Origin of the sequence: Chitinophaga caeni, assembly GCF_002557795.1 — a bacterium.
Lineage (GTDB): Bacteria > Bacteroidota > Bacteroidia > Chitinophagales > Chitinophagaceae > Chitinophaga > Chitinophaga caeni.
Genome location: NZ_CP023777.1, coordinates 237,922 through 262,281, shown reverse-complemented (window position 1 = coordinate 262,281; position 24,360 = coordinate 237,922). Strand labels below are relative to the sequence as shown.

The 24,360-nt window shown below is 43.0% G+C and carries 14 protein-coding genes; 8 read left to right on the top strand and 6 right to left on the bottom strand.

Annotation, left to right across the window (positions count from 1 at the left end):
• Positions 1–16 precede the first annotated feature (16 nt).
• A complete protein-coding gene (gene pgl / locus COR50_RS01045; RefSeq protein WP_098192247.1) occupies positions 17–742 on the top strand; it encodes a 6-phosphogluconolactonase in 726 nt (241 codons plus the stop codon).
• A gap of 478 nt (positions 743–1,220) precedes the next feature.
• Here pgl and COR50_RS01040 read toward each other — a convergent pair whose 3' ends face one another.
• From COR50_RS01040 to COR50_RS01020, 5 genes are all read right to left on the bottom strand, one after another.
• Entirely contained in the window at positions 1,221–2,441 is a 1,221-nt protein-coding gene (locus COR50_RS01040; protein ID WP_098192246.1) for a tetratricopeptide repeat protein, read from the bottom strand.
• Between the two features lie 2 nt (positions 2,442–2,443).
• A complete protein-coding gene (locus COR50_RS01035) occupies positions 2,444–3,769 on the bottom strand; it encodes an ATP-binding protein (RefSeq protein WP_098192245.1) in 1,326 nt (441 codons plus the stop codon).
• 227 nt (positions 3,770–3,996) lie between these two features.
• Positions 3,997–7,203, bottom strand: coding sequence for an efflux RND transporter permease subunit (locus tag COR50_RS01030; RefSeq protein ID WP_098192244.1), 3,207 nt, complete (start codon positions 7,201–7,203; stop codon positions 3,997–3,999).
• Positions 7,204–7,234: 31 nt separating this feature from the next.
• Positions 7,235–8,371, bottom strand: a complete 1,137-nt coding sequence (locus COR50_RS01025; protein WP_098192243.1) for an efflux RND transporter periplasmic adaptor subunit — start codon at positions 8,369–8,371, stop codon at positions 7,235–7,237.
• Positions 8,372–8,416: 45 nt separating this feature from the next.
• Positions 8,417–9,784, bottom strand: coding sequence for a TolC family protein (locus COR50_RS01020; protein WP_098192242.1), 1,368 nt, complete (start codon positions 9,782–9,784; stop codon positions 8,417–8,419).
• 187 nt (positions 9,785–9,971) lie between these two features.
• Here COR50_RS01020 and COR50_RS01015 point away from each other — a divergent pair, with 187 nt between their 5' ends.
• The 7 genes from COR50_RS01015 (at position 9,972) to COR50_RS00985 (ending at position 22,533) form a co-directional block, all read left to right on the top strand.
• Entirely contained in the window at positions 9,972–10,811 is an 840-nt protein-coding gene (locus COR50_RS01015) for an energy transducer TonB (protein ID WP_098192241.1), read from the top strand.
• A 461-nt stretch (positions 10,812–11,272) separates the two neighbouring features.
• A complete protein-coding gene (locus tag COR50_RS01010; RefSeq protein ID WP_157760578.1) occupies positions 11,273–12,292 on the top strand; it encodes a hypothetical protein in 1,020 nt (339 codons plus the stop codon).
• Positions 12,293–12,346: 54 nt separating this feature from the next.
• A complete protein-coding gene (locus COR50_RS01005; RefSeq protein WP_098192239.1) occupies positions 12,347–14,923 on the top strand; it encodes a TonB-dependent receptor in 2,577 nt (858 codons plus the stop codon).
• 424 nt (positions 14,924–15,347) lie between these two features.
• Positions 15,348–16,484, top strand: coding sequence for a glycoside hydrolase family 18 protein (locus tag COR50_RS01000; protein WP_098192238.1), 1,137 nt, complete (start codon positions 15,348–15,350; stop codon positions 16,482–16,484).
• An 85-nt stretch (positions 16,485–16,569) separates the two neighbouring features.
• Positions 16,570–19,149 (top strand): family 20 glycosylhydrolase, encoded by a 2,580-nt coding sequence (locus COR50_RS00995; RefSeq protein ID WP_098196051.1) that lies wholly within the window; start codon positions 16,570–16,572, stop codon positions 19,147–19,149.
• A gap of 102 nt (positions 19,150–19,251) precedes the next feature.
• Complete coding sequence (locus tag COR50_RS00990) at positions 19,252–20,442, top strand: DUF5009 domain-containing protein (protein ID WP_098192237.1); 1,191 nt, start codon at positions 19,252–19,254, stop codon at positions 20,440–20,442.
• A 180-nt stretch (positions 20,443–20,622) separates the two neighbouring features.
• The gene (locus COR50_RS00985; protein WP_157760577.1) at positions 20,623–22,533 is read left to right on the top strand and encodes a BamA/TamA family outer membrane protein; all 1,911 of its coding nucleotides are present in this window, start codon (positions 20,623–20,625) and stop codon (positions 22,531–22,533) included.
• Positions 22,534–22,721: 188 nt separating this feature from the next.
• Here the strand turns inward: COR50_RS00985 and COR50_RS00980 are convergent, their stop codons facing one another.
• Complete coding sequence (locus tag COR50_RS00980) at positions 22,722–23,954, bottom strand: ROK family transcriptional regulator (protein WP_098192235.1); 1,233 nt, start codon at positions 23,952–23,954, stop codon at positions 22,722–22,724.
• Positions 23,955–24,360: the final 406 nt, after the last annotated feature.

The following is a 24,360-nucleotide window of genomic DNA, read 5'->3' as shown; positions in this document are numbered from 1 at the left end:
CCTGTAAATACATTTCATGGAATTACATGTAGCGAAAGATGCACAACAACTTTCTGAAAATCTCGCGGCTTGGTTATGCAATTACATCCAATCTGTATTGCAAACCAAGGAACGTTTTACATTCGTGCTTTCCGGTGGCAATACGCCGAAAGCTTTATATACGTTGTTGGCTAAAGCGCCTTACCGCGATATGATCGAATGGCAGAAGTTGCATTTTTTCTGGGGTGATGAAAGGGCTGTTCCATTTGAGGATGCCCGCAATAATGCGAAAATGGCTTTCGATGTATTGCTGAATCATGTTCCCGTTTTAGCTGGGAATATCCATCCCATGCTAACCGATCGTGATCCGAAAGTAGCAGCCAAGGAATATGAAGCAACCTTGCATCAATATTTCAAGGGAGAAGAAACAACCTTCGATCTTGTTCTACTGGGCATGGGGGATGATGGTCATACCTTATCGTTATTCCCGGGTACGCCTATCATCCATGAAAAGAAGAAATGGGCCGATGCATTTTTCCTGGAAGCGCAAGATATGTACCGCATCACCTTGACTGCACCTGTAGTGAATCAATCTGCCTGCATCGTATTCTTAGCCACGGGAGATAACAAGGCCATGACTTTGCATGAAGTTATTGAAGGTGCGTATAATGTCGATAAATTTCCTTCGCAAATAATTAAACCGGTAAACGGGGAATTGCATTGGTTTGTTGATGAAGCAGCCGCGGCAGCCTTGGATCGGTAAGTTTGTTGGATTTTAATATTGAAGCCTTGAAAGTTTTTGATTTTCAAGGCTTCAAATATTATAGGGATACTGTTGAACAGTTTTTGAATCATTATTGTCCGACTAAATTTTAACCGGGGAGCAATTTGATCCCTCAATAGTTCGATTCAATGTTCATCTGCTCGTTTCTTGTTCTTTTTTGCTTGCCCAAAAAAGCTATCAAAAAAGGGCACAAATTGGCCATTACGGCCACCAATTTGATCGCTCGATCCAGCTTTTGTACTACCGTATGGCCCAGCTACCGTTCGATATTAAAAATGCGAAGTTTAACGGTTTTCTCGGCGGGGCTTACCCGGGATTTTGAATAGGTCATCCTTCGCTTATATCCTTGACCAGGTAAGGAATTCAAGTACCTTTAAAGCATTTTTAGTCGGACAACAATGTTTTTGTATTATAAGTAAAGCTGCCCCGGGGGAAATTGATATGCTGAGTATATCTACTAGGACTCCCTCGATATAAGAATATTTGTTACAACCTGGTAAATAAATAGCAATATAAACGGCAACCAGAATGCAAAAATATCTATACTATTAAATTGCGCTGTTGCAATGATGCCGTATACGGCGGCCATGGCAGTTAAAGCCGTGATACCTTTTAATATATTTTTACCTTTTTTACTTTCCGGAACATTCATAGAACCCATCGGGATCATCATCATCGCGGCGTATACGCAAGCGGTGAGTAAGAAATCCTGGTCGGTAAATGCATAAGTAATCCCGCAAACAACCGAAGTGGCTAATAATAATCCAACGTATGCCGCTGTATTTAAGTCGTTTTTCGTGAGTAGGAATTTGCCGTAGGGATTCATACGCAAGAACAAATTGCTTATCGGCGTAATTAACCAAGTCGAGGCGATGATCACGAATAAAATGACTTGCAACCAAATGGATAATTCGCCTAACAATCTCGATGCAAGGTAAACACCGCCAATAATGAACCATTGTCTTCGCCCACCCTGCCGGCTCATGAAGAAGGAGTATTTTAAGTATAACCGGTATAACCAATATTTGGCTTTCATCGCCTGCGCCATACCCATCTTTGCCCATTGCGAATTAGGGTCCTTCCTCAAGGCTTCCCTAAAATGCTCTAAGGCCTTGTTATGATTCCCTGCTTCGAGCGTTTTCCATCCGATGTTGGCATGGGTGTAAGCATTCTCGGGATTATGCTCCAAGGCTTCGTATAAACCTTCGAAGGCAGCTTCTTTTTGATCGAGGTTAAACAGTGCGTGTGAACGCAAATTAAGACAGGTTTCATCCTCCGGGTTAAAAGAGAGTCCTTCTTCAGCTTTTGTTAGCGCCTCTTGGAATTTTTTTTGAAATAAGAGTAATTGGCTCCACGTAGCATAGTAAGTAGGAACAGTAGGATCGATGGCAATCGCATCGCTGATATGTAGTTCAGCATCCTTATATTTTTTTTGATCCATCATGTAGCGAGCTTTCAGGTAATGCAACCTGGAATCTCCCGGATCTATTGCTAATGCTGCTTCTATGATATTATGGGCATCTTGGTAGCGTTCGCTTTCTAAATAACAAACTGCCAACATGTAAAGCGCTTCCACATCATTGCTATATTCACCTAAATAGTCATGCAACGTATTGATGGCTTCTTGGAACCGGTTCTGTTCTAGTAATATCCACGCCCTTTTTAGTAACTCGGCCATGCTTATTTTTTAATATTTAGATATTTCAATACTTCGTTGTATATGCCGGATTCGTTGGAATACATGGCATAATTACGGGCTGTATTGAACCATTCCCGGGTAGTTGCCTTATGGTTTTTGCTAGCCTTTAACAAGTCTTTCTGGGTAATGGGTTGCGGCTTACCGGTTTGCAAGGCTTCTAATAATTTATCTTCCGTTGCAATATCGATGATCGCCTTAAGGTCGGCTCCTGAATACCCATTCGTATTTTTCGCGATAGATGTATAATCAATATCATCGACAGGTTTGCCCTTGAGGTGGATTTTCAGTATTTCTTCCCGGCCTTGTTGTGCCGGTGGTTCAACGAAGATGATCCTGTCAAATCTACCCGGCCTGCGGAAAGCGGGATCTAAATGCCAAGGGGCATTGGTTGCACCGATGATCAGGATATCATCGTTATTGGCGGTAATGCCGTCCATCTCCGATAAGAATTGATTGATTAGATGGCTACCGTTATTTTTCATGGTATTCCTGTTTGCGCCGAGTGCATCTACCTCGTCAAAAAATAAAACGCAGGGTTTGTTTTGCCGGGCTAGTTCAAACAATGCATGTAGATTTTTTTCGCTGTTACCTACCCACATATCGAGGATATCGTGTATCCCGACACTGATAAATTCAGCATTGATTTGTCCTGCCGTAGCTTTAGCCAAGTACGTTTTACCACAGCCCGGGGGGCCGTATAACAAGATACCCCCGCCGGCTTTTTTGCCATAAGCTTTATATAGATCCGGGAACTGGAGCGGTTTAATAATTTTCAGTTCAATTTCTTGTTTTTCCCTTTCCATACCGCCAACATCGGAGAAATTCATGTTGGGTTTCTCAATCATAAAGGCGCTTTGAGAATCTTCCATATCTTCCTCATCGTCACCTGTAAAACTTGGTTGTTGCGCGGTGAGCCTGAACTTACTATCTAGTTCTTCATCGCGGAACTGTGGGTTGAGATCGAGTAGTAGTTGATAAATATCTTTTGCTTCCCTTAATGCATTTTCTTTTACCAAGATGCGGCAATGCAGGAGCAATGCATCGAAATGCTGGGGATTCTGTTGTTCTAACTGTTCCAGTACAACGATGGCCACTGTATATTTTTGCTGTTGAAAGAATGTTCTCGCTAAGCCTAATTGTGCGGCTTCATGTTGCGGATCTAATTCTAAAGCCTTGCGGAATTGTTCTTCCGCTTGTGTATAATCGAATGACTGTAATAATACTTGAGCTAAATGTACACGCAATGGAACATTATTGGGCGAGAATGCTACCGCCTCTTGCAACTGTTTAATCACTTCTGTAGACATGCCTGTTAGATTTTACCTTCCATTTTCGCTGTAATAATAAGGAATTAGAGGCTAAAATCTTTGTAAATAATGTTAAAGTAACAGGACAGAAATATACATTTCATCCCCTGGTCTATTTGACTGGGATAAGTTCCACTGTTCTTAAAAAAGGAAGCGGTTGAGCCCTAAGGACTCAACCGCTTATATAAGGTACCCTGAAATAGCAATATCTGCTGGTATTCAACCTGTTATTTTTCATCTTCATCATCTTCATCCAGGTTGAAGTGATCTTCCGGTGGAGGATTCTTTCTTCCCATTTCTTCAAGTTCTGCAAGTTTTGTTTTACCATATGCAAGTCTTGTTATTAACACGTATAATACAGGTACGGTAAAGATGGCTAGTACCGTGGCGGCTAACATACCACCTACTACCGTGAAACCAATATTTACCCTGGAAGCTGCACCTGCTCCATGTGCAAACATTAACGGCATTACACCGAGAATAAAGGCGAAGGAGGTCATCAGGATCGGGCGGAAACGAAGTTTCACTGCCTGTATCGTTGCTTCTACCAAAGGTATCCCTTCATCTACCCGCACTTTCGCAAATTCTACGATCAAGATCGCGTTCTTAGCGGCCAAACCGATCAACGTGATCAACCCGATTTGCGAATACACACTATTGGCCTGCTTACTTAAATATAAGAATAAAATCGCACCAAATAAAGCGATCGGTACTGCTAATAATACAGAAAATGGTACTGACCAACTTTCGTACAATGCCGTCAACAATAAGAATACGAATAAAATTGAAAGCATGAAGATGATGGTACTCGTATTCCCGGCTTCGATTTCTTGCTTTGAAATATTTGCCCAGTCATAACCGAAGTTAGAGGGCAACACTTGCGCGGCTACTTCTTCCAAGGCGCGGATCGCATCACCACTACTATAACCTTGTTGGTTAGTTCCATCGATCTCGATAGAACGGTAAAGGTTAAAGTGATTTAATACCGGTGCACCGCTGCCGGTTTTGTAAGTAACCAAAGCGCTCAACGGTACCATCTCGCCCTTGACATTCTTCACGTAGTACGTTTTCAACTTGTCTATATTGCTCCTGAAGCTTGTGTCGGCCTGCAATACTACCCGGAAACTCCTGCTGAAACGTGTAAAGTCATTTACATATAACCCTCCCAAGTAAGTTTGTAAAGTGCTGAATACGCTACTTACTGGTACTCCCATCTGCTTACACTTGTCGCGGTCTACGGTTACATTGATCTCCGGAGTTGTCGCGGAGAAGAAAGAGTATGCTTGCGCTATTTCCGGCCTTTGGTTGGCTTTCATCAAAAATTCATTCAACACGCGGTTAAATTCAGCGATATCGTCACCCGATTTTTGTTCGAGTATGAATGAAAATCCCGAAGATGTACCCAAACCGCGTAAGGTCGGGGCCGGGATCACGATGATGGTCGCTTCCGGAAACATCATGTATAATTGTCCCTGTATGCGCTGCACTACTTTACCGATATCATCTCCATATTCATACCTGGTATCCCAGGGCTTCAGCTGCGTAAAGTAGGTCGCGGAGTTGGGCTTGATCGCGTTGGCGATAAAGTTGATCCCCGTTACTCCCATAAAGTGCTGGATTGAAGTGTCCCGCGACAATACCTGGTTGACCCTGCTAGTCAATTCCCTGGTACGCATGGATGATGCGGCATCGGGCAATTCTATCGCGATGAACATCGAGCCCATATCTTCTTGGGGAATAAAAGTAGTTGGCGTGGTTTTAAAGAGATAAAAAGTTACGGTGAAGATGACAGCCAACATGATTAATACTACCCAAGAATGCTTGATAGCGCGGTTTACTTGGCTGCCGTAACGGTTCGTTACTTTCGCGAACCATTTATTGAACTTATAAAAGAATTTATTTAAACCCCTTGATTTCTTAGACAGGTGCGCCGGCCTCAACATCATGGCGCAAAGCGCCGGAGTGAGGGTCAATGCCAAGAAGGCAGATAATAATACCGAGAAGGCAATCGTAAGGGCGAACTGTTGGTATAGCTGCCCGCTAACACCGGGAATGAAAGCTACCGGCACGAATACAGAAGCCAGGATTAATGCGATCGCGATTACGGGCGCTTGTACTTCGCTCATCGCTTTGTAGGTCGCATCTAATGGCGACATCTTATCAAAATCGATATGGTGCTGTACGGCTTCCACCACAACGATGGCATCATCCACCACGATACCGATCGCCAACACGAAACCGAATAAAGTCAGGGTATTGATCGAGAATCCTAGTAGTTGGAAGAATATAAACGTACCGATGATTGAAACCGGGATGACCAGGATCGGCACCAGGGTCGTTCTCCAGTTCTGTAGGAAGATGAACACCACCAATACCACCAGTATCAAGGCTTCAATAAAGGTTTGGATAACTTCTTCGATAGATATTTTTACGAATGAAGTTGTTTCGAAGGGAATCATCCACTCCATATCCGGCGGGAATGATTTCGCTAACTCCTCCATTTTGGCCATCACGGCATCATTTACATCGAGGGCGTTTGCTCCCGGTTCCAGGTAAATGGCCATACCACTACCATTTTGGCCATCGGCCTTGATTTCTATCGCGTAGGAGAAAGTACCTAATTCTGTCCTGGCAACATCCTTCAATCGAACCAGTGAACCGGTTTTCGCATTTGTAGCTACGATAATGTTTTCGAACTCTTCAGCAGTAACCAGGCGGCCCTTAACTTTCACGTTATATTCGAATGCTTGATCCTGTTTGGCAGGGGGAGCCCCTATAATACCGGCGGGTACCTGTACGTTTTGTTCGGATATAGCGGCAGCCACATCGGCGGTAGTAATGCCAAGGGCGGCCATTTTATCGGGATTTAACCAGATCCTCATACTGTAATCCTGAGAGAAAGCATTCACATCACCTACACCTGCAACACGCGCTAATTCGGGCTTTATGAAGATGTTTACATAGTTATCCAGGAAAGCCCTTTCATGGGAACCGTTCGGGGATTTCACCGCGATTACCATCAACATATCATTGGAGCGTTTCTTGGTAGTTACGCCTGTTCTACGCACGTCATCCGGTACACTTGGTAGTGCGAAGTTCACGCGGTTTTGTACATCGAGGGTGGCAATATCAGCATCTGTACCGAGGTTAAAAGTTACCGTGATGCTCATTGATCCATCGTTGGCACTTACAGACTGTATATACATGGCCCCGGGGGTGCCATTGATCTGGTTCTCGATAGGTGTAGTAACCGTTTCTTCCACGGTGTTGGAGTTGGCGCCGATATAATTCGAGCGGACCTCAACTACTGGTGGAGCAATATCCGGTAATTGCGCAATCGGCAAATTCAGCATACAGATGCCCCCGACAATCACCAAGAGGATTGCAATTACGATAGTTGTATTTTTTCTTTCTATAAATGTTTTCGAGATCATGACGTACTAAGTTGCTGTTGATGTCTTCAAATTATCGTAGTTGCACCTGCACGGTATCACCGGGGCGTATTTTCTGAATACCTTCGGTGATGACTTTATCCCCGGCCTTCAGGCCAGAATTTACAATTTGCATGGTATCTATTATTGCTCCCATGCTAACGGGGTTTATTTTAACCACGTTATTTTCATCTACTGTAAACACATCTATTTCTCCCAGGGTCTGCTTGATGGCCTTACTCGGGATGGCAATCTGCGAGTCCTGTGTTTGATAAGTCATTTGAAGTACGGCTGTCATACCGGATTTCAACATATTTTTATTATTAGTGAAGGAAATCCTTACGCGGATGGTACCCGTGGTGGCATCTACCGCGTTATTCACCAACAGCAGTTTCCCTTTTTCCGGGTAAATGCTGCCATCACTAAACTTGAGCGTATATTGGTATTTGTTAGAACCGAGTGCATCCGCGAAATCCTTGTAACGTTGTTGCGGGATATCGATATCGGCATAGATCGGCTCTTCGTTCACGATGGTGTTAATCACGGTTTGCCCGGCATTGACGATATCGCCTACACGGATGAGCGCGATCCCTATTTTACCGTTCATCGGTGAACGGATGTTGGAATGGCTCAGGTCGGTATTTGTTTTATCGAGTACGGCTTGGGCGGCAGCTACGTTAGCTTTGGCCGTTTTAAGGGCGGTTTCCGCTTGATCAACCGTTTGGCGGGATGTTGCATCTTTTTCGAGCAAGGCTTTATACCTATCGTAATCCAATTGCGTTTGCGCCAGTTGTGCCTGGGCTTGTGCGAGGCTTGCTTTGGATTGATCTACCCCTGCGGCGTAGCGGCTTTGATCTATTTCATATAATAATTGTCCTTTAGAAACATTACTACCATCAGCTACCCTGATAGCCTTTAGATACCCGGTAACATCAGAGGTTAGGTTGATGACGTGGTTAGCTATTAGGCTGGCGGGAAATTCTTCCGTTACGGTATAGGTAGCAGGCTTTACAACCGTTGCAACGACGGTAGGCTTCGGCATAGCTCTACCACCGGCACCGGCAGGTTTCTTGCTGCCACAACTACTAGCAAATAAGGCGAAAATCCCGGCTCCGATCCAGAGCGGTAAGGATTGGGCACCATGTATTTTCCTGTTAGTGAATAGTTGCATATCTTCTGTTTGTATAATCCTTGATTAATTTTTTTATGATTGATGTTAAGGGTTCGAGGTGATTTTACCCATGGCTTTGTCCAACTGCACTTTGCTTAATAATGCGTTGAGTAAAGCATTCAGGTAATCACCTTGCGACACCTTCAATTCACTTTCCGCGGAAATCACATCCAGGCTGGTGGCTACCCCCTGTTCAAATTTCAATTCCACCCTTTCATAGATGCCCTGGTTCAACTCCATGTTCCGTTTTTGCATCATGTAAGATTGCATATTGTTCCGGTAGTCGGTAAACGATTGCCTAACTTCCAATTGAATCTGCTGGGTCAATTGCGCGAGATCGTTTTGAGATTGTGCCACCGTAAGTCTGGCCTGGTTAATCGTGTGAATCCTTTCCGTTCCGGTAAAAATGGGAAAAGTTAAATTCACACCGATGGCTGATGCCCCGAATCCTTCCTTGTATAATTCATTGAAATGGGAACCGAAATAATTATACCCGTAATTCACATAGGCATTTAAAGAAGGTAGGAATCCTAATTTTTTGCTTTTAAGATCCAGTTGGTTCAGGGCAATTTGAGTTTCCTGGATGCTGTATTCAACCCGGTCGGTATAATGGTAACTCACGGTATCCACTATCTCGAGTGTATTCGCGAAATCATCTACCTTCTCCGTGAGCTCCAGGGAATCCGTTTCCGGCATGCTCATCTGGAATTTTAACACGTAGTAGCTGTAATCCAGTAGCCTTTGTGCATTCATCACCTGTGTTTCGATCGTGTTATAGGAAACCTGTATCCTGTCAACATCTATTCTTTCTGCAACCCCCACATCATACCTAGCCTTGGTATCATTTAATGTTTTTTCGAGTTGCAACTTATTGGTTGTGAGTATGTTAATGGTCTCTTCAGCCACGAGAACGTTATAATATGCCTGCGTAACGGCTATCTTGGTATCGATCTCGTTCCTGCGCAGATCCTTCGTGGATAATTCCTGGTATACTTTCGATGCTTTTAAGCCCAGGAAATAATCGCTGTTGAACAAGGTTTGATTCAACTGCCCGAACACGGAGGAGGTGAACTTGTTGCCGAATTGCACGGGGATCTTATTATTGGGATCGCCCGTTAAATCCGGGATCAGGGATGTCGCCAGTTTCAAATTGTCTACGAAGCTTCCCGTAATATCAACATGTGGCAAGAGTTTACCCCTTTGTTCGCCAACAACTTCCCTGGATTTTTGTTGCTCCATCCTTGCATTTAATAGCGCGTATTGATGTTCCTGTGCGTAGGAAATACAGTCTTGCAAGCTAAATGAATGGATTGCCGGGGGGAGAGTCGTGTTTTGAGCATGGGTCGGAATGGCATAAAAAAGCAAAACCAGTCCTAGTATACGTTTATGTATCATTTGGTTCCAATTCGTCATAAATGATGGTTACTTATAGAACTTATGCTGTAAAGGTTTTCAAATCACCAGCCAGGATAACTTTTTTAACAGTTTCGGGCTATAAAAGGTTGAAATGAGGAATATGAAATAGAACTTAAAGATAAGAAAATGAAAATTGTTTGTGGAAAATATGTGTTAAATCATCTTAATAACAAATCTTACTAATATGGAACCTAACAAAATGCTACAGGCAGATTTCCTAGATCTGCTATTTGCCGGGCGCAACCAAGATTATGGTGCCTATGCACTCCGCCGGCAATACAACTCCCGCATGAGGAATGCTATTTTCGGAACAGCCACCCTGGCTTTGCTCTTGGTTGGTGGCTATTGGGCCGGCACCAACTCGAAGGCTGCCACGCCACCGGCCGACAAGCCCCTAGCTAAAACTACCGTGTTAGCTGATCTGGATATTCCGCCGGCAGCAACACCTCCACCACCACCACCTCCGCCTGCAAAGAGCACGCCGCCACCCGTCGCTCAAACCGTGAAATACGTGGACCCGATCGTGGTGGATGATGCATTGGCCAAGGATGAGGAGATGCCGCCGATAGAAAAGATCAAGGAATCTGTAGTAGGGCTAGAGAATTTGGATGGCGAACAAGAGATGGGCAATGCTTTAGCCAGTATGCTGGATGGCGATAATTCTTCCGGTGTGGTAGAAGCGCCGCCACCACCGAAGGATAATAAAACCTATACTTTCGTTGAAATAATGCCGAGCTTCCCCGGAGGCAATGAGAGCTTGATGAAATTTCTTAAAAAGAACATGCGTTATCCTGTTATGGCGGCGGAGAATGGTATCGAAGGAACGGTATTCGTTTCATTCGTGGTAGATACAGACGGTAGTATTACCGGTGTGGAAACTACCGGGGTGAAAAAGGGTGGAGGACTGGAAGAAGAAGCGATCCGTGTTGTAAATAAGATGCCTAAATGGAAGCCCGGGATGCAAAATCAGCAAAAAGTGAAAGTAAGGTTCTCTATGCCAATCAGGTTTAGCTTAGCGCGATAATTGAAGATTATCGTATCTTATTAAACCATGTAACAGGATAAATGTTACGTGGTTTTTTTATTGAAATAGGAATAAAATTTTGACAATGGATTTTCTTCTTCCTTATTATGGAAGTATTCTTTTCAATATTTTCTTTACATCGTGTAGTAGTTTTTATTTTGGCTAACATTATGTGAATGAGTTCATTATAATATTTCCAGTTAAAAATATAAATATATAAAGTCTATAGATTTTGTAGACTAATAATTTTTCACTTACTTTGGATTCTCGAATTGATGCTACTCGGAAGCGTTAATAGTTACCGGGCCGTGGGATTTTTTGAATAGAGAGTATTGAATTGGAACGGCTTTCCTCAAGAAGTTTTGATGGTACCCGGTAGGGGGATATATGCTTGATCATAATTAGCTATTATATTTTTTTTAATTATTAATATATAAATCCTATAGAAATAGTATAATAAAATGAAACATCATCATCTCTACAAATATTTTCGAATATCCACCGTTTTAATCTTTCTAATATCCGGGTTGCTGATTCGGTCTACAGCGCAGGATAATACGCTTGCCTGGAAAAATACGGATGGCGCCATCACGGCAGGGAAAACGGCACCGCTCAAGGGTCAAGTTGTAAAAATTACAGGTGTTCGTTTTGCTTACCCTTTAGTACAGCATTGGATTGATGTGTACAATCAAACGTATCCTGCCGAACAGGTGATTATTGAATCGAGGTCTTCGAATGATCCGGCAAGCTATGATATATTGATTGAAGCTTACGAGCTTTCGCAGGTAATTCAGCAGGACCGTGAATTTTTATACTTAGGTCGTTACGCGGTTCTACCTATCGCGAATCAACGATCAGCTTTCGCTGGAAAATATGGAGTAGAAGGCTTAAATGCCGGGCAAATCAAGCAAATATTCTTCCATGATAATTTCGTGGATCGAAGGGACGAAAATAAAATCAAAGTTACTTATTCTGTTTATACCCGTTTACAGAAGGCCGGGGTACCGATTACCTTTGCCACTTATTTCGGGTACCAGCAAAAAGATATTCAAGGAAAAACTATTGCGGGTTCCGATGAACATTTAGTTAAAGCCTTGCTGAGAGATTCTAACGGTATTTCATATGCACCGCTACCACTGGCGTTTCGCCCGGAAACAGGAACCGTGGAAAAAGGGATAATCATTATTCCCGTTGACCTGGATGGAAATGGAAAGTTAAACAGGTCGGAATATTTCTATACCAACTTATCCTCCGTATTGCAGCGGCTTGAATCCTTGTCGGCAGCACAAATTCATAATATTCCGTTGGCTTATTTACATTTTTCAATCAACAAAGCTACTGCCTCTAAAAGTGCCGTCCGGTTTCTTAAATGGGTCAGTGAATACGGTGAAACCGATTTACATCGATACGGGTTCTTAAAAATTGAACCCGGCAAAAAACTGAACGAAGAATTTGAAAAATTTCTTGAATCATCTTTATAAATCATCTCTAAATACTACCATTTCATCAACCAAAATCTTTCTAAACTATCGATCATGAAACCGCTTTATCGTTTTAGAATTCCTATTACCCAACTACTATTTATATTACTTGGCCTAATGCTGAGCGCCGCCGAGTCCGGTGCGCAGCAAGTTGTCCGGGGACTGGTAAATGACGGGAACGGGAATCCGCTTCCCGGCGCTACCGTTATTATTAAAGGCAGTCAGAATGCTGTACAAACCAATGCTACAGGGCATTTTGAAATTCAAGCGCCTGCAACGGTGCCTTTTTCTTTGATCATCAGCTTAATCGGCTATCAAAACCAGGAAGTCGTATTCTATGAATTAAGCGACGAGATATTCGAAATTACCTTGTTGGATGATAGCCTGCTCGGTGAAATCATCGTGACCGCGCGCAGGAGGAAGGAAACGGCGCAAGATGTCCCGATTCCTATTGCTGTTGTTGGCGGGGCTAGGGCTGCCGAGGCAGGAGCCTTTAATGTGAATCGATTGAAGGAATTAGTTCCTTCGGTACAACTATATTCTTCTAATCCCAGGAACACGGCATTGAACATTCGCGGTCTCGGTACTACTTTCGGCTTAACGAATGATGGTATTGATCCCGGTGTAGGATTTTATGTAGACGGTGTATATTATGCCCGGCCCGCGGCTACTACCCTCGATTTTATAGATGTGGAAAGGATCGAAGTTTTGCGTGGACCGCAGGGTACCTTATTCGGAAAGAATACTACCGCCGGTGCTTTCAATATCACTACTAAGAAGGCTAGTTTTACATCGGGTGGTGTATTCGAATTGAGTTATGGAAATTATGGTTATATACAAGCCAAAACGTCTGTGACAGGACCTTTGAGCAAGAAATTAGCAGGGCGACTGTCTTTTGTAGGAACGCAAAGAGACGGAACAATTTATAACAAGAAGCGGGATGAATATATAAATGATCTGAATAACATTGGCGTAAAGGGACAATTGTTGTACGCCCCAAGCGATAAAACTGAAATTACCCTTTCCGGTGATTTATCGCGGCAGCGACCTAATGGTTATGCGCAAATAGTTGCAGGGGTTGTAAATACTCAACGACCGGAGTACCGCCAATTTGATCAGATTATCTCGGATTTAAATTATCATTTACCTACAACGGATCCATTTGATCGGGTTATAGATCATGATACCCCTTGGCGCTCCGACCAGGATTTTGGCGGCGCTTCGTTAACTATCAATACGGATATCGGTAATGGGACTTTGACATCAACATCAGCTTTCCGTTATTGGAATTGGAATCCTTCTAATGACCGTGACTTTACCGGTTTGCAAGCATTAGCTCTTTCACAAGCGCCGTCCAAACACAGTCAATGGTCGCAGGAGGTCCGTTACGCGGGAGCTTTCTCATCCAAGTTAAGTGGCGTAATAGGCGTTTTCGCAATCGCGCAAAACCTGCAAACCGATCCATATCACACGGAAGAATCTGGTAAAGATCAATGGCGCTTTTCCCAATCGACCGGTAGCGAGTTATGGGCAACCCCCGGGTTGCTGGATGGTTACGGTATCAAGACTATTTCGGAATTGAACACTTTTAGTGGCGCGGTGTTCGGGCAGTTAGATTGGTCCATTACGGGTAGGCTCCACTTGTTACCGGGTATAAGGTTTAATTATGATAAGAAGAAAGTAGATTTCAACCGTGAGACTTACGGAGGTGCGCAAACCGATGACCCGGAATTGATCGCGTTAAAAAAAGCCGTTTACAGTGATCAACAATTTAACGCTAATACCGATAATACCAATGTGTCCGGTCAGATTACTTTATCCTATAAAACACCGGCGGGCTTGAATGCTTATGCAACCTTTGCTACCAATTATAAGCCCGTTGGTCTGAACCTGGGCGGCTTGCCTACATCAAACGGTCAACCGATGCTGGAACTAGCCAAAATAGCACCTGAATATGTGCAACATTACGAACTAGGTGTTAAAACAACACCGAAACCGGGCGCAATATTAAATTTTACAATCTACAGGACAGATTTGAAAGATTATCAAACCCTGGTATTAAATTCCCAGTTAGGTGTGAATCGCGGTTACTTGGCAAATGCCGAAAAAGTGCGCGTAACAGGAGTTGAGCTGGATGGAAGCATAAAGGCAGGGCAGTACCTGTCTTTCCGTGGCGCGGTTACCTATACAGATGGGAAATATGTACGCTTCAAGGAAGCGCCCGTTCCTTTAGAAGAAACAGGTGGTGCGGCGTTCAAGGATGCTTCGGGAACGAAATTACCCGGTATTTCGAAATGGGCAGGCTCATTAAGTTCCGAAATTACTTCTAATGCGAGAAATATCTTTAAGAATGAAGGCAGGTTTTTCTTTACCGTAGATGCCTATTACAGGTCTTCCTTCTCCTCGAGCCCCGTGGAATCCCGGTATTTAAATGTTGATGGCTATTCAATATTGAATGCGAGAGCAGGATTTAGAGCGCAAAAGGGCTTGTCATTATTTATTTGGTCGAGAAATTTATTGGATCAGGATTATTTCGAACAATTACTGCCGGCGAGCGGTTCGGCAGGGCATTATGCCGGGGTTTTAGGCGATCCCGGGACTTTCGGTATCACTTTGAAATATTCATACTAAACAGTCGAAGGTAAATCCGGATAAAACTTGCGACTTACCGATACAATGACATGAATTGATTTGTAAAATGCCTGGTAGGCATTTCCATAAAAAGAAAATTTTCGATTCTTTAGGTAAGTCGCATTTTATTTTCTGGCAATACTCGTTTACCGTTAATCCTAATCCAGGATAAAAAATACCAGCCACTATTTTACGATTAGGATCCTTTAATTTTTCCTATGGAATTAAGTTCCGTTCTCCCAAATATACAGCCTTCTTAAATCACATCCGGAACTTGCGCATTTTGCTCCCCGGGATTGCGCAATTTGTACCCTCATTAACGTCTGAAATACGCTTATATACCGGGTTTCCTTCATCAAATTACGTTGCATTTTTTTAAAGATGTTGACTATATTTATGCCTATTCCTTTTCAAAACTAAGCTTATGAATCACAAAAAATGGATCGGCAGTGTTTTTATAGCAATGCTCACCCTCACGGTTACTGTATTGAACGTATTGGCAAATGGGAAACCGGTGAAAAAAGTTGTTATCGGTTACGTGGGTGGCTATAATGGTATTTTTGATGTATCAATGATTGATGCTAATAAATTAACGCATATTAATTATGCTTTTGTGGATATAAAAAATGGCGAAGCATGGTTGCATAATGAAGCTACGGATACTGTCAATTTTAGAATGCTCAATTCCTTGAAAAAAATAAATCCCAGCTTGAAGATTTTAATTTCTATCGGCGGTTGGGCTTGGAGCGAAAATTTCTCGGACGCCGTACTTACAGAAGCGGCACGGAAAAAGTTTGCAGCTAGCGCCGTGGATATCATGGAAAAATATAACCTCGATGGTGTGGATATCGATTGGGAATACCCCGCGATACCCGGTGAGGAAGGGAATGTTTACCGCCCCGAAGATACCCGGAACTTTACATTGATGTTTAAAGCGCTAAGGGAAGCTTTAGATGAAGCCGGCAAAAAAGACGGGCAACATTACCTGTTAACCGCCGCGGTGGGAGCCAGCACCCGGAACGTGGAAACAACCGAGATGGATCAAGTTGCCACATACATGGATTATATCAACCTGATGACTTATGATTATAAAACCGGGGGCTCTAAAATAGCAGGTCACCATGCCAACTTGTATGGTTCTACAGATAATCCAGATGAATCATCTGCCGACCGTTCCGTTAAGGCTTACATTGCAGCAGGGGTACCGCCTTCCAAGATAGTATTGGGCTTAGCTTTTTACGGTAGGGCTTGGAAGATGCCTTCCGGTAAAAACCTGGGTTTGAATGAAACTCCCGAAAGCGCTGCCTGGGGAGGTGGTTATACCAAGATTAAAGACACGTTGATGAAAACTGGCGGCTATAAATATTATTGGGATAAGAAAGCTCAAGCGCCGTATCTGTTTAATGAAAACGACAAGATTTTTATTACGATGGATGATGAGAAATCGGTGAAGATCAAATGTAAATATGTTAAAAAGAATGGCTTGGCAGGCGTTATGTTCTGGGAATATAGCAGCGATCCAAAGGGGTATTTATTGACGACTGTTCATAACAATTTATAAACTATTTTTACGAATCCAGCAGCTACAAATCACATTTATGATGGATCGCTACCGTTATGGAACAGCTCAGAAAACTAAATTAACTATGATGCGAAAACTTTTGATCGCCCTGCTACTCTGCGGAACAAGTCCTGCCATGGCCCAACATGCCCCGTTTGATGCGGGGAATTTGAAAGTTACCTGGGGGATTGTAACCAATGGTTATCAAAACCGGAATGCTACCTTATCAAATTTTACGATTGTTAACAAGGGTAAGACGCCCTTCCCGGCTAATGGTTGGGAACTTTATTACAACTTTGTAAGGATGGTGCATCCGGATACTTTACATGGATTGGCATTGCAACATGTTAACGGCGACTTGTTTAAAATTACACCAACAAGTGATTTTAAAGCCATAGCGCCGGGAGATTCCTTGGTTGTTAGCCTCGTTTCAGATGCCTGGACCATCCATAATACCGATGCACCGGCAGGCTTGTTCCTTGTTTGGAATAATGAAGAAAAAGGCTATACAATTAATAATTATACTGTATTACCCGCAACGCAAGCCCGGCAGCTGTTGCGTTTTGCAAATGATAAAGCGCCGACAATTACACCGGAGATCGTGTTTAATCAAAATGTGGGTATGAAGTTGTTGGATCAACAGCAGCTCACAAATGTTTTCCCGACCCCGGTAAGTTACACAAGGGGCGAAGATGTCTTCAATTTCTTGCCGACCAGCACCATTTCCGCCGATCCGCAATTCCAAAAGGAAGCCGCATTATTCGCAGCGCAGATGTCGGAAGTATTTGGTAGACCTATCAATGTTGCAAAGCAAGGGGGAACGATCCAGTTGGAAAAAGCGTCCATAGATGGTGATGGTTATGAATTGCAGGTTGGTATTCAAGGTGTCAAGATACGTGCAAATAATGGCAATGGGGTATTTTATGGATTGCAATCGCTTAAAACGATGATGCCGGGTCTTGCATGGAAAGGTAAACAAAAAAGTGTGCCGGTACAAGGTGCAACAGTAAAGGATGCCCCGAGGTTCGGTTACCGTTCTTTCATGGTCGATATTTCCAGGAATTTCCATCCTGTCGACGATCTTAAGAAAATCATCGACGTGATGGCCTTATATAAACTAAACGTATTGCATTTCCATTTCAGTGATGATGAAGGCTGGCGACTGGAAATGCCTTCCCTCCCGGAATTAACGGCGGTGGGCGCTAAACGTGGATTCGGCGCTAAAAACGCTTCGTTGATACCGGCCTACGGCTCCGGTCCCGATTTGCAAAGCGAAACAGGCTCCGGTTTTTATTCCCGTGCACAATTCATTGATCTGCTTAAATATGCTGCGGACAGGCATATAAAAGTGATCCCCGAAGTAGAATCGCCAGGGCATGCGAGGGCCGCTGTAAAATCTATGGATGCCAGGTATGATTATTTTATGCAACAAGGAAACGAAGCAAAGGCTAAAGAATACTTGTTGAAAAATCCGGCGGATGCTTCGCAATACAGGTCTGTCCAAATGTTTAATGATAACGTGATGGACGCAGGGTTGCCATCAACCTATAAGTTCGTTGGAAGGGTTGTAGATGATTTAATCGCCATGTACCGCGAAGCGGGCGTTCCGTTGGATATCATCCATATGGGCGGTGACGAATTGCCGCATGGTGCCTGGTCGAACTCCCCATCTGTAAAGGATTTGATGCAACGTGAAGGATTGGAATCCGTGGATGAAGTTTGGTATTATTACTATGATGAAGTGTACAAGATCTTGCAGAAAAGAGGTATTCAATTATACGGTTGGGAAGAAGTTGGCATGAGAAAAACCAAACTGGATGGCAGGTCACATAATATTCCGAATCCCGACTTTGCAAATAAGAACGTGCAGGTAGACGTTTGGAATAATGTTTTGGGCGGGGGTGCAGAAGATCTGGCTTACCGCTTGGCAAATGCTGGTTATAAAGTGGTGTTATCTCCCGTAAGTAATAATTATTTCGATATGGCTTACCAGAAGAGTTGGGATGAACCCGGCTTTTATTGGGGGGGATATATTGATGTGGATAAACCTTTCTACTTTATCCCGTTAGATTATTATAAAAATTCCAAGGTGGATGCATCGGGTGCGCCGCTGGACAAGCGCATCTTCATTGGTAAAGACCGCTTAACGGACTTCGGTAAATCCAATATCGTGGGCTTACAAGGTGTTTTGTTCAGCGAAACGACGAAATCCCGCGAAGATATAGAGTACAAGATCTTACCCCGCTTGTTAGGTTTAGCCGAAAGGGCTTGGGCGCCGGATCCGGCATGGGCAATTGAAAAAGATAGCGATAAAGCGGAAAAAATGTACCAAGCTGCTTGGAATGAATTTGCAAATGTTCTCGGCCAAAGGGAATTACCACGTTTGAATTTTTATAGCGGTGGTTACCTGTACCGCATTCCTACAGCCGGGGGAACGGTTAAAGACGGCATGGTTTACGCCAATGTTCAACTGCCGGGATTCACTATCCGTTATACTACAGATGGCAAAGAACCAAGTTTGAAAAGTCCCGCTTATATGCAACCATTTGAAGCGAAGGGAACCGTGAAGCTCAGGGTATTCGATGCATCGGGCCGCGCAAGCAGGAGTGTAACGGTATTTGAACAGCCGGGAGGAGCACAACTGAAGAAGATGAAGAAACAATAATAGGTAAGATTTCATATTCCATAACAGGCAGCAGCAAGGATTCGGCGTAGGATGTAGCCAAACGGATCTTTGCTGCTGTTTTTGTATCAACCAAATTGACTTATGCTAAGTATTAAAGCGCAAAGAGTACGATCAATCGATGTTCTCAGGGGATTAACCATATTCACGATGGTTTTTGTAAATGAGTTAGCCGGGGTGGCAGATATCCCCCGTTGGGCGAAACACTTGCCGGCTTCCGCGGATGGTATGACCTTCGTTGATGCGGTATTCCCGGCATTCCTATTTATTGTCGGGATGTCCATTCCTTTTGCTATCCAGAGAAGGCTAGAAAAGGGGGATTCCTGGTGGCAATTGGAACAGCATATCCTTTTCAGGACATTGGGCTTATTGGTGCTGGGCGTTTTCATGGTGAATGCAGAAGGCGGGTATAACCAGTCACTGATGCTTATACCGATTTCGGTTTGGTCATTATTGTTTTACCTGGCGGCAATTTTAATTTGGAAGGTTTATAATACGGAAAATAAAGCATGGATCTATACCTGTAAGTCCCTCGGGTTTATTATCCTGTTGATTTTATTCTTCTTATACAGGGGTGGTGAAGATGGAAAAAAAGGTATGGAAGTGCATTGGTGGGGGATTTTAGGGCTAATAGGTTGGGCATATTTTACTGCCACCTGTATATATCAGCTCGTGAAAGGTAGCCTGGTAGGACTTTGTATAGGAGTAGTGGGCTGCGTGGCTTATTACGTGATCCTGCACTTGCCGGCCGTAGCATCTTCGGGCATTGCCGGTTATTTACCAGGCACGGGGCATGCTACCCATGCAAGCCTCGTTCTTAGCGGTATTATTTTGTCAACTATATATTTCGGTGGTACAAAAGGCCACACATTGGCACAGAAAACCGGTTACGCCATCTTGTTTGCTGTTGTTTTGGCTATAGCTGCCACTATTTTACGGCGTTGGTACCCAATCTCTAAAATAGGCGCTACGCCGCCATGGGCTTTATATTGTAGTGCAATAGTTACCAGCCTGTATATCATTTTGTACTACCTTGTTGATATCAAGGGCAAAGTGGCTTGGACCAATTTTCTGCAACCTGCTGCCAGTAACCCATTATTAACTTATATAATACCTTCAATATTAGGTTGGTTTTTTAGTTGGGTAGGAATAAACATTGTACCTGCATTTATGCAAAGCGGTTGGCCGGGTGCAATTTGGAGCTTGGTATTTTCGTTAATAATCCTGGGGATCGCTTACCTGTTAACGAAAATGAAGTTACGGTTGCAATTATAATATCTTTTTCACCCGGATTGCTACTTAGTAATTTGAATTTCGTTAACTTATGGGAGGAAATAATGCCTTTTTAATATGGTATGATTTTCCCCTACTAAATGTAAGCCGGGAGAAAAATTGAGCCGTAATTTTAAAATATCCTACATCATACTGTTAGGCTGCTGTTTATCACTTGTACTTGTGTTATGCCAGGTATCGGTTGCCGATGCACAGCAATCTAGCCGGGATTCCGTGCCCCCCATCATCGGTAAGATCGATACGATTCCATTATTACCTTTGCACCGCCCCAAGGATTCAATCTTGACAAAGAAAGGCGGTTGGTTCCGGCGTTTCAATACTTACGTGGATTCCATGATGAGCAGCAAGTTCCGTGATTCCGTGCTAAAGCGCATTTCTAAAGCCGATAAGCCCAGCCCCAAGGAAGATAGCAGCTTCTATAAAAGCGAATTAACCTTCAAGGAACACCGCGGGAAAGTGATCAGGAAAATTATTTACAGGCAGTTAAAAGTTTTTGGACCGGGTAGCATCAATGATACTACGTTTACTACTAATAATAAATTGATCAAGTTCGCCAACGGTCTTCATTATAACTCTAAAATCTGGCTGATCAGGCAAAATCTATTCTTCAGGGAAACCGATACCGTGAATGCTTATGAAATGGCAGAGAACGAAAGGTATTTGCGTAGCCGTCCCTTTATACAGGATGCGCGTATTTATGTTGTAAACTCAAATGAAACCAACGATACCGCGGATATCCTGGTTATTACCAAGGATGTATTCGAATACGGGGGGGATCTTTCCCGCGTGAAACCCGATGCTTTCGGTGCAAGGGTATTTAACAATAATCTCTTCGGCGCTGGGCAAGCGGTTACCTTGGGCTTCCTATGGGAAAATGATTACAGCCCTAAATGGAATACGGAAGTACGGTATACGAAGTATAACATCGGCGGGGCATTTATTGATGCCAATATTGGTTATAGCACGTTAAACAATACGGTAGCACTGGATTCGGGTGTTTACGAAGGTTCGTATTATATAAATTTTAACCGGCCGTTATTCCGCACCACGGCCCGCTGGGCAGGTGGCTTGATGATGTCGCAAAATTTTTCTATCAATATCAGGGATCGACCAGATTCTTTATACCGCGATTATAGGTATAATTATTTCGACCTTTGGGCTGGGTACAATATTTCCCGCCGGAGATCGGATGATGGTATCATGCAGAGCAAACCTAACATGGCCATTTTATTCCGGTATAACAATATTCATTTTGATCGTAGGCCCGAACAGGAACAATTTCATGCTGACCCGATTTATAATAACAGGCATTATTACTTGGGACAGTTTTACATCTTCAAGCAAGACTTCTTCAAGGCGCACCATTTTTTCGGTTTCGGTAGAACCGAGGATATTCCCTTTGGGTTTAATACCAGTATTACTACCGGTTGGGAACAGTGGGTAGGCAGGGAACGATTTTATACGGGAATAGAAGTTCATAAAGATTGGTTGACCCATTTGGAGGGGATCATTTCTTTGCAGGCCGGCGTTGGTACCTTTTGGCAGGGAGGAACTTCGGAAGATGCGGTGATACACACGCAATTGAATTATTACAGTAAATTGATGAGGCTTGGACAGAAAGGATATTTCAGGCAATTCGGTTATTTTGATTACCTCTGCAATCCCAATAATTATTTCTACCGCCCCTTGAATATCAACCGTAATAATGGGCTTATGGGCTACCGGAAAACGATGTTAAACGGCTATCAACGTTTGAATCTCGGTTCTGAAAGCGTGTATTACAGTCCCTTGAAATTTTACGGGTTCAAGTTTAGTTTTTTTGCTTCGTTACAGGGTAGCTTATTAAGTTACCAGAGTAACAACATCTTTAAAAATCCATTTTATACAGGATTGGGTGGCGGATTTAGGGTAAGGAATGAAAACTTATCTTTTAATACCGTCCAGGTGGGTGCCTATGTTTACCCGGATGCGCCGCCTGGTATGAAAGGGGTGTGGTTCCAGGTTACCACCTTATCGGATATCCGGTTTGATATTTTCGCTTTAAAGATACCTTCATTTATTTCTTTTAAATAACCGGGGCTTAGCATGGTATTTTAATAGTCATGCTTGGAAGCGACAAGTAGTTTACTATTGCTTGTTTCAATTGTTTACTGTGGAAGTGCCCGCTAAAGCACTTCATTATTTTACCGGCTGAAGCTTTCGAACACACCCGGCTTCCGAGCTCAACCTGTATTTAATAGGGAACAAGATCAATAAAATATTTATAACATGGTTAATAGCTTGTTGCGAACCAGTAGGCAGGCGCCAATCATGCCGGCTTTTTCTCCCAGTTTAGACAATTTTAGCTGCGTGTCGTTATTTACCAGGCTTAGGGAATATTTGTTGATGGCGCTTTTTATCGGTAACCTGATATAATCGCCGGTAGTGGAAAGGCTGCCACCTAATATTACGAGTTCAGGATTATACAAGTTGATCAGCATAGCGATGCCCCTACCAAGTTGTTCCCCGATTTCGGCCATTAGTTCAATAGCGAGTACGTCATCGTGATTGGTGGCATATATAATATCATCCAATTGAACATCTTCAGCGTTTGGACGGTTGGAAGTGATAACGGTGGAAGAACCTTCCGCCAGTTTTGCACGGAATTTTCTAAGTAAAGCTTGGCCTGAAGCTTCGGTTTCCAGGCAACCCTTTTTACCGCAATGGCAAAGTATTTCATTATTGAAAAATGGGACATGGCCGAATTCACCTGCAAAACCTGATTTCCCATAATACAATTGACCATTGATGAGTATACCAAGGCCGATTCCATGATCCAAGTTGATAAATAAAACGTTTTTCTCGTCTTTGACAACGCCGCTGCTAAATTCACCGTAAGCCATGGCGCGGCTATCGTTTTCCAAGTAAGTACGTATTCCTATCTGTTGCTCCATCACCCTGCTAAGCGGTTCTTCATGAAAATGAAATAAACCGTAACTATGGCCGGTAACATAGTTGATCCTACCCGCGAGGTTGATACCGCAACCCAGGATTTTATCCTTGACTACCGGGAGATTATCTATGAATGATAAAATAATATTGCATAGCTCTTCCAGGGAAGCCGGCGTGTTTTGCAAATTGTAAGGAACCCTTTCCTTTACTTCCACCATGTTTTTCTTGAAATCAAGTAAGCCCATGTTAACATGGGTTCTTTTTACCTCGATGCCAACGAAAAAGCCGGCATCAGGCGCCAGTCCATAAAGGTTAGGTCTCCTGCCACCGGTAGAATCTATTTTACCGTAATCCTGCACCATGCCGTCTTCTATCAGGTCGTTTAATAAGTGCGTGACTTTCGGGGCGCTGGAGTTCAATTCACGGCTTAGGTCGGCAATAGTGGCATTCCCTGTATTGGCGAAATAGGCGATGATCTTTTTCTTTAAGTTCAGATTCTTGTAGGCGACCCCACCCATATTATCGAGGTCGAGTTCTTCGAAAAAAGTGTTTTTGGCACTCATAGAGTAGCTTTAATAGAAAATATTTATCACAAAGAAAATATAAAATCGCAAACTTTTTAATGAATTTGATTAGATGGAATGAGTTTTTGATAAAAAGTTGTCATTTCATGATAAAAATCATCAAAATGCCTGCCCTATAGCCGGAATTTTAAATTTTAAAGTGTATTTAGTACATTAAATAAATGAAGAATAGTATTGCTTTTGTCCCGTATGTTTGAAAAATCGATATAGCTGAAATTTACACGAAGTATTTAAAAAATATTCAAAACTTGGTGGCAGCTTATCCAGTTTTGAAGTAATTGGCAATGATCATTATTTAAATCTTTAGAATGTGTAAAAAGTACATGAAGTCTTTTATTTCCTGGTTAAATACTATTAGTTTAGTAGCAGATTATATTTTCACGTT

Excerpts from the sequence above, each read along its gene's own strand:
- pgl (WP_098192247.1), top strand. The coding sequence starts at position 17 with ATGGAATTACATGTAGCGAAAGATGCACAACAACTTTCTGAAAATCTC.
- COR50_RS01040 (WP_098192246.1), bottom strand. The coding sequence starts at position 2,441 with ATGGCCGAGTTACTAAAAAGGGCGTGGATATTACTAGAACAGAACCGG.
- COR50_RS01035 (WP_098192245.1), bottom strand. The coding sequence starts at position 3,769 with ATGTCTACAGAAGTGATTAAACAGTTGCAAGAGGCGGTAGCATTCTCG.
- COR50_RS01030 (WP_098192244.1), bottom strand. The coding sequence starts at position 7,203 with ATGATCTCGAAAACATTTATAGAAAGAAAAAATACAACTATCGTAATT.
- COR50_RS01025 (WP_098192243.1), bottom strand. The coding sequence starts at position 8,371 with ATGCAACTATTCACTAACAGGAAAATACATGGTGCCCAATCCTTACCG.
- COR50_RS01020 (WP_098192242.1), bottom strand. The coding sequence starts at position 9,784 with ATGACGAATTGGAACCAAATGATACATAAACGTATACTAGGACTGGTT.
- COR50_RS01015 (WP_098192241.1), top strand. The coding sequence starts at position 9,972 with ATGGAACCTAACAAAATGCTACAGGCAGATTTCCTAGATCTGCTATTT.
- COR50_RS01010 (WP_157760578.1), top strand. The coding sequence starts at position 11,273 with ATGAAACATCATCATCTCTACAAATATTTTCGAATATCCACCGTTTTA.
- COR50_RS01005 (WP_098192239.1), top strand. The coding sequence starts at position 12,347 with ATGAAACCGCTTTATCGTTTTAGAATTCCTATTACCCAACTACTATTT.
- COR50_RS01000 (WP_098192238.1), top strand. The coding sequence starts at position 15,348 with ATGAATCACAAAAAATGGATCGGCAGTGTTTTTATAGCAATGCTCACC.
- COR50_RS00995 (WP_098196051.1), top strand. The coding sequence starts at position 16,570 with ATGATGCGAAAACTTTTGATCGCCCTGCTACTCTGCGGAACAAGTCCT.
- COR50_RS00990 (WP_098192237.1), top strand. The coding sequence starts at position 19,252 with ATGCTAAGTATTAAAGCGCAAAGAGTACGATCAATCGATGTTCTCAGG.
- COR50_RS00980 (WP_098192235.1), bottom strand. The coding sequence starts at position 23,954 with ATGAGTGCCAAAAACACTTTTTTCGAAGAACTCGACCTCGATAATATG.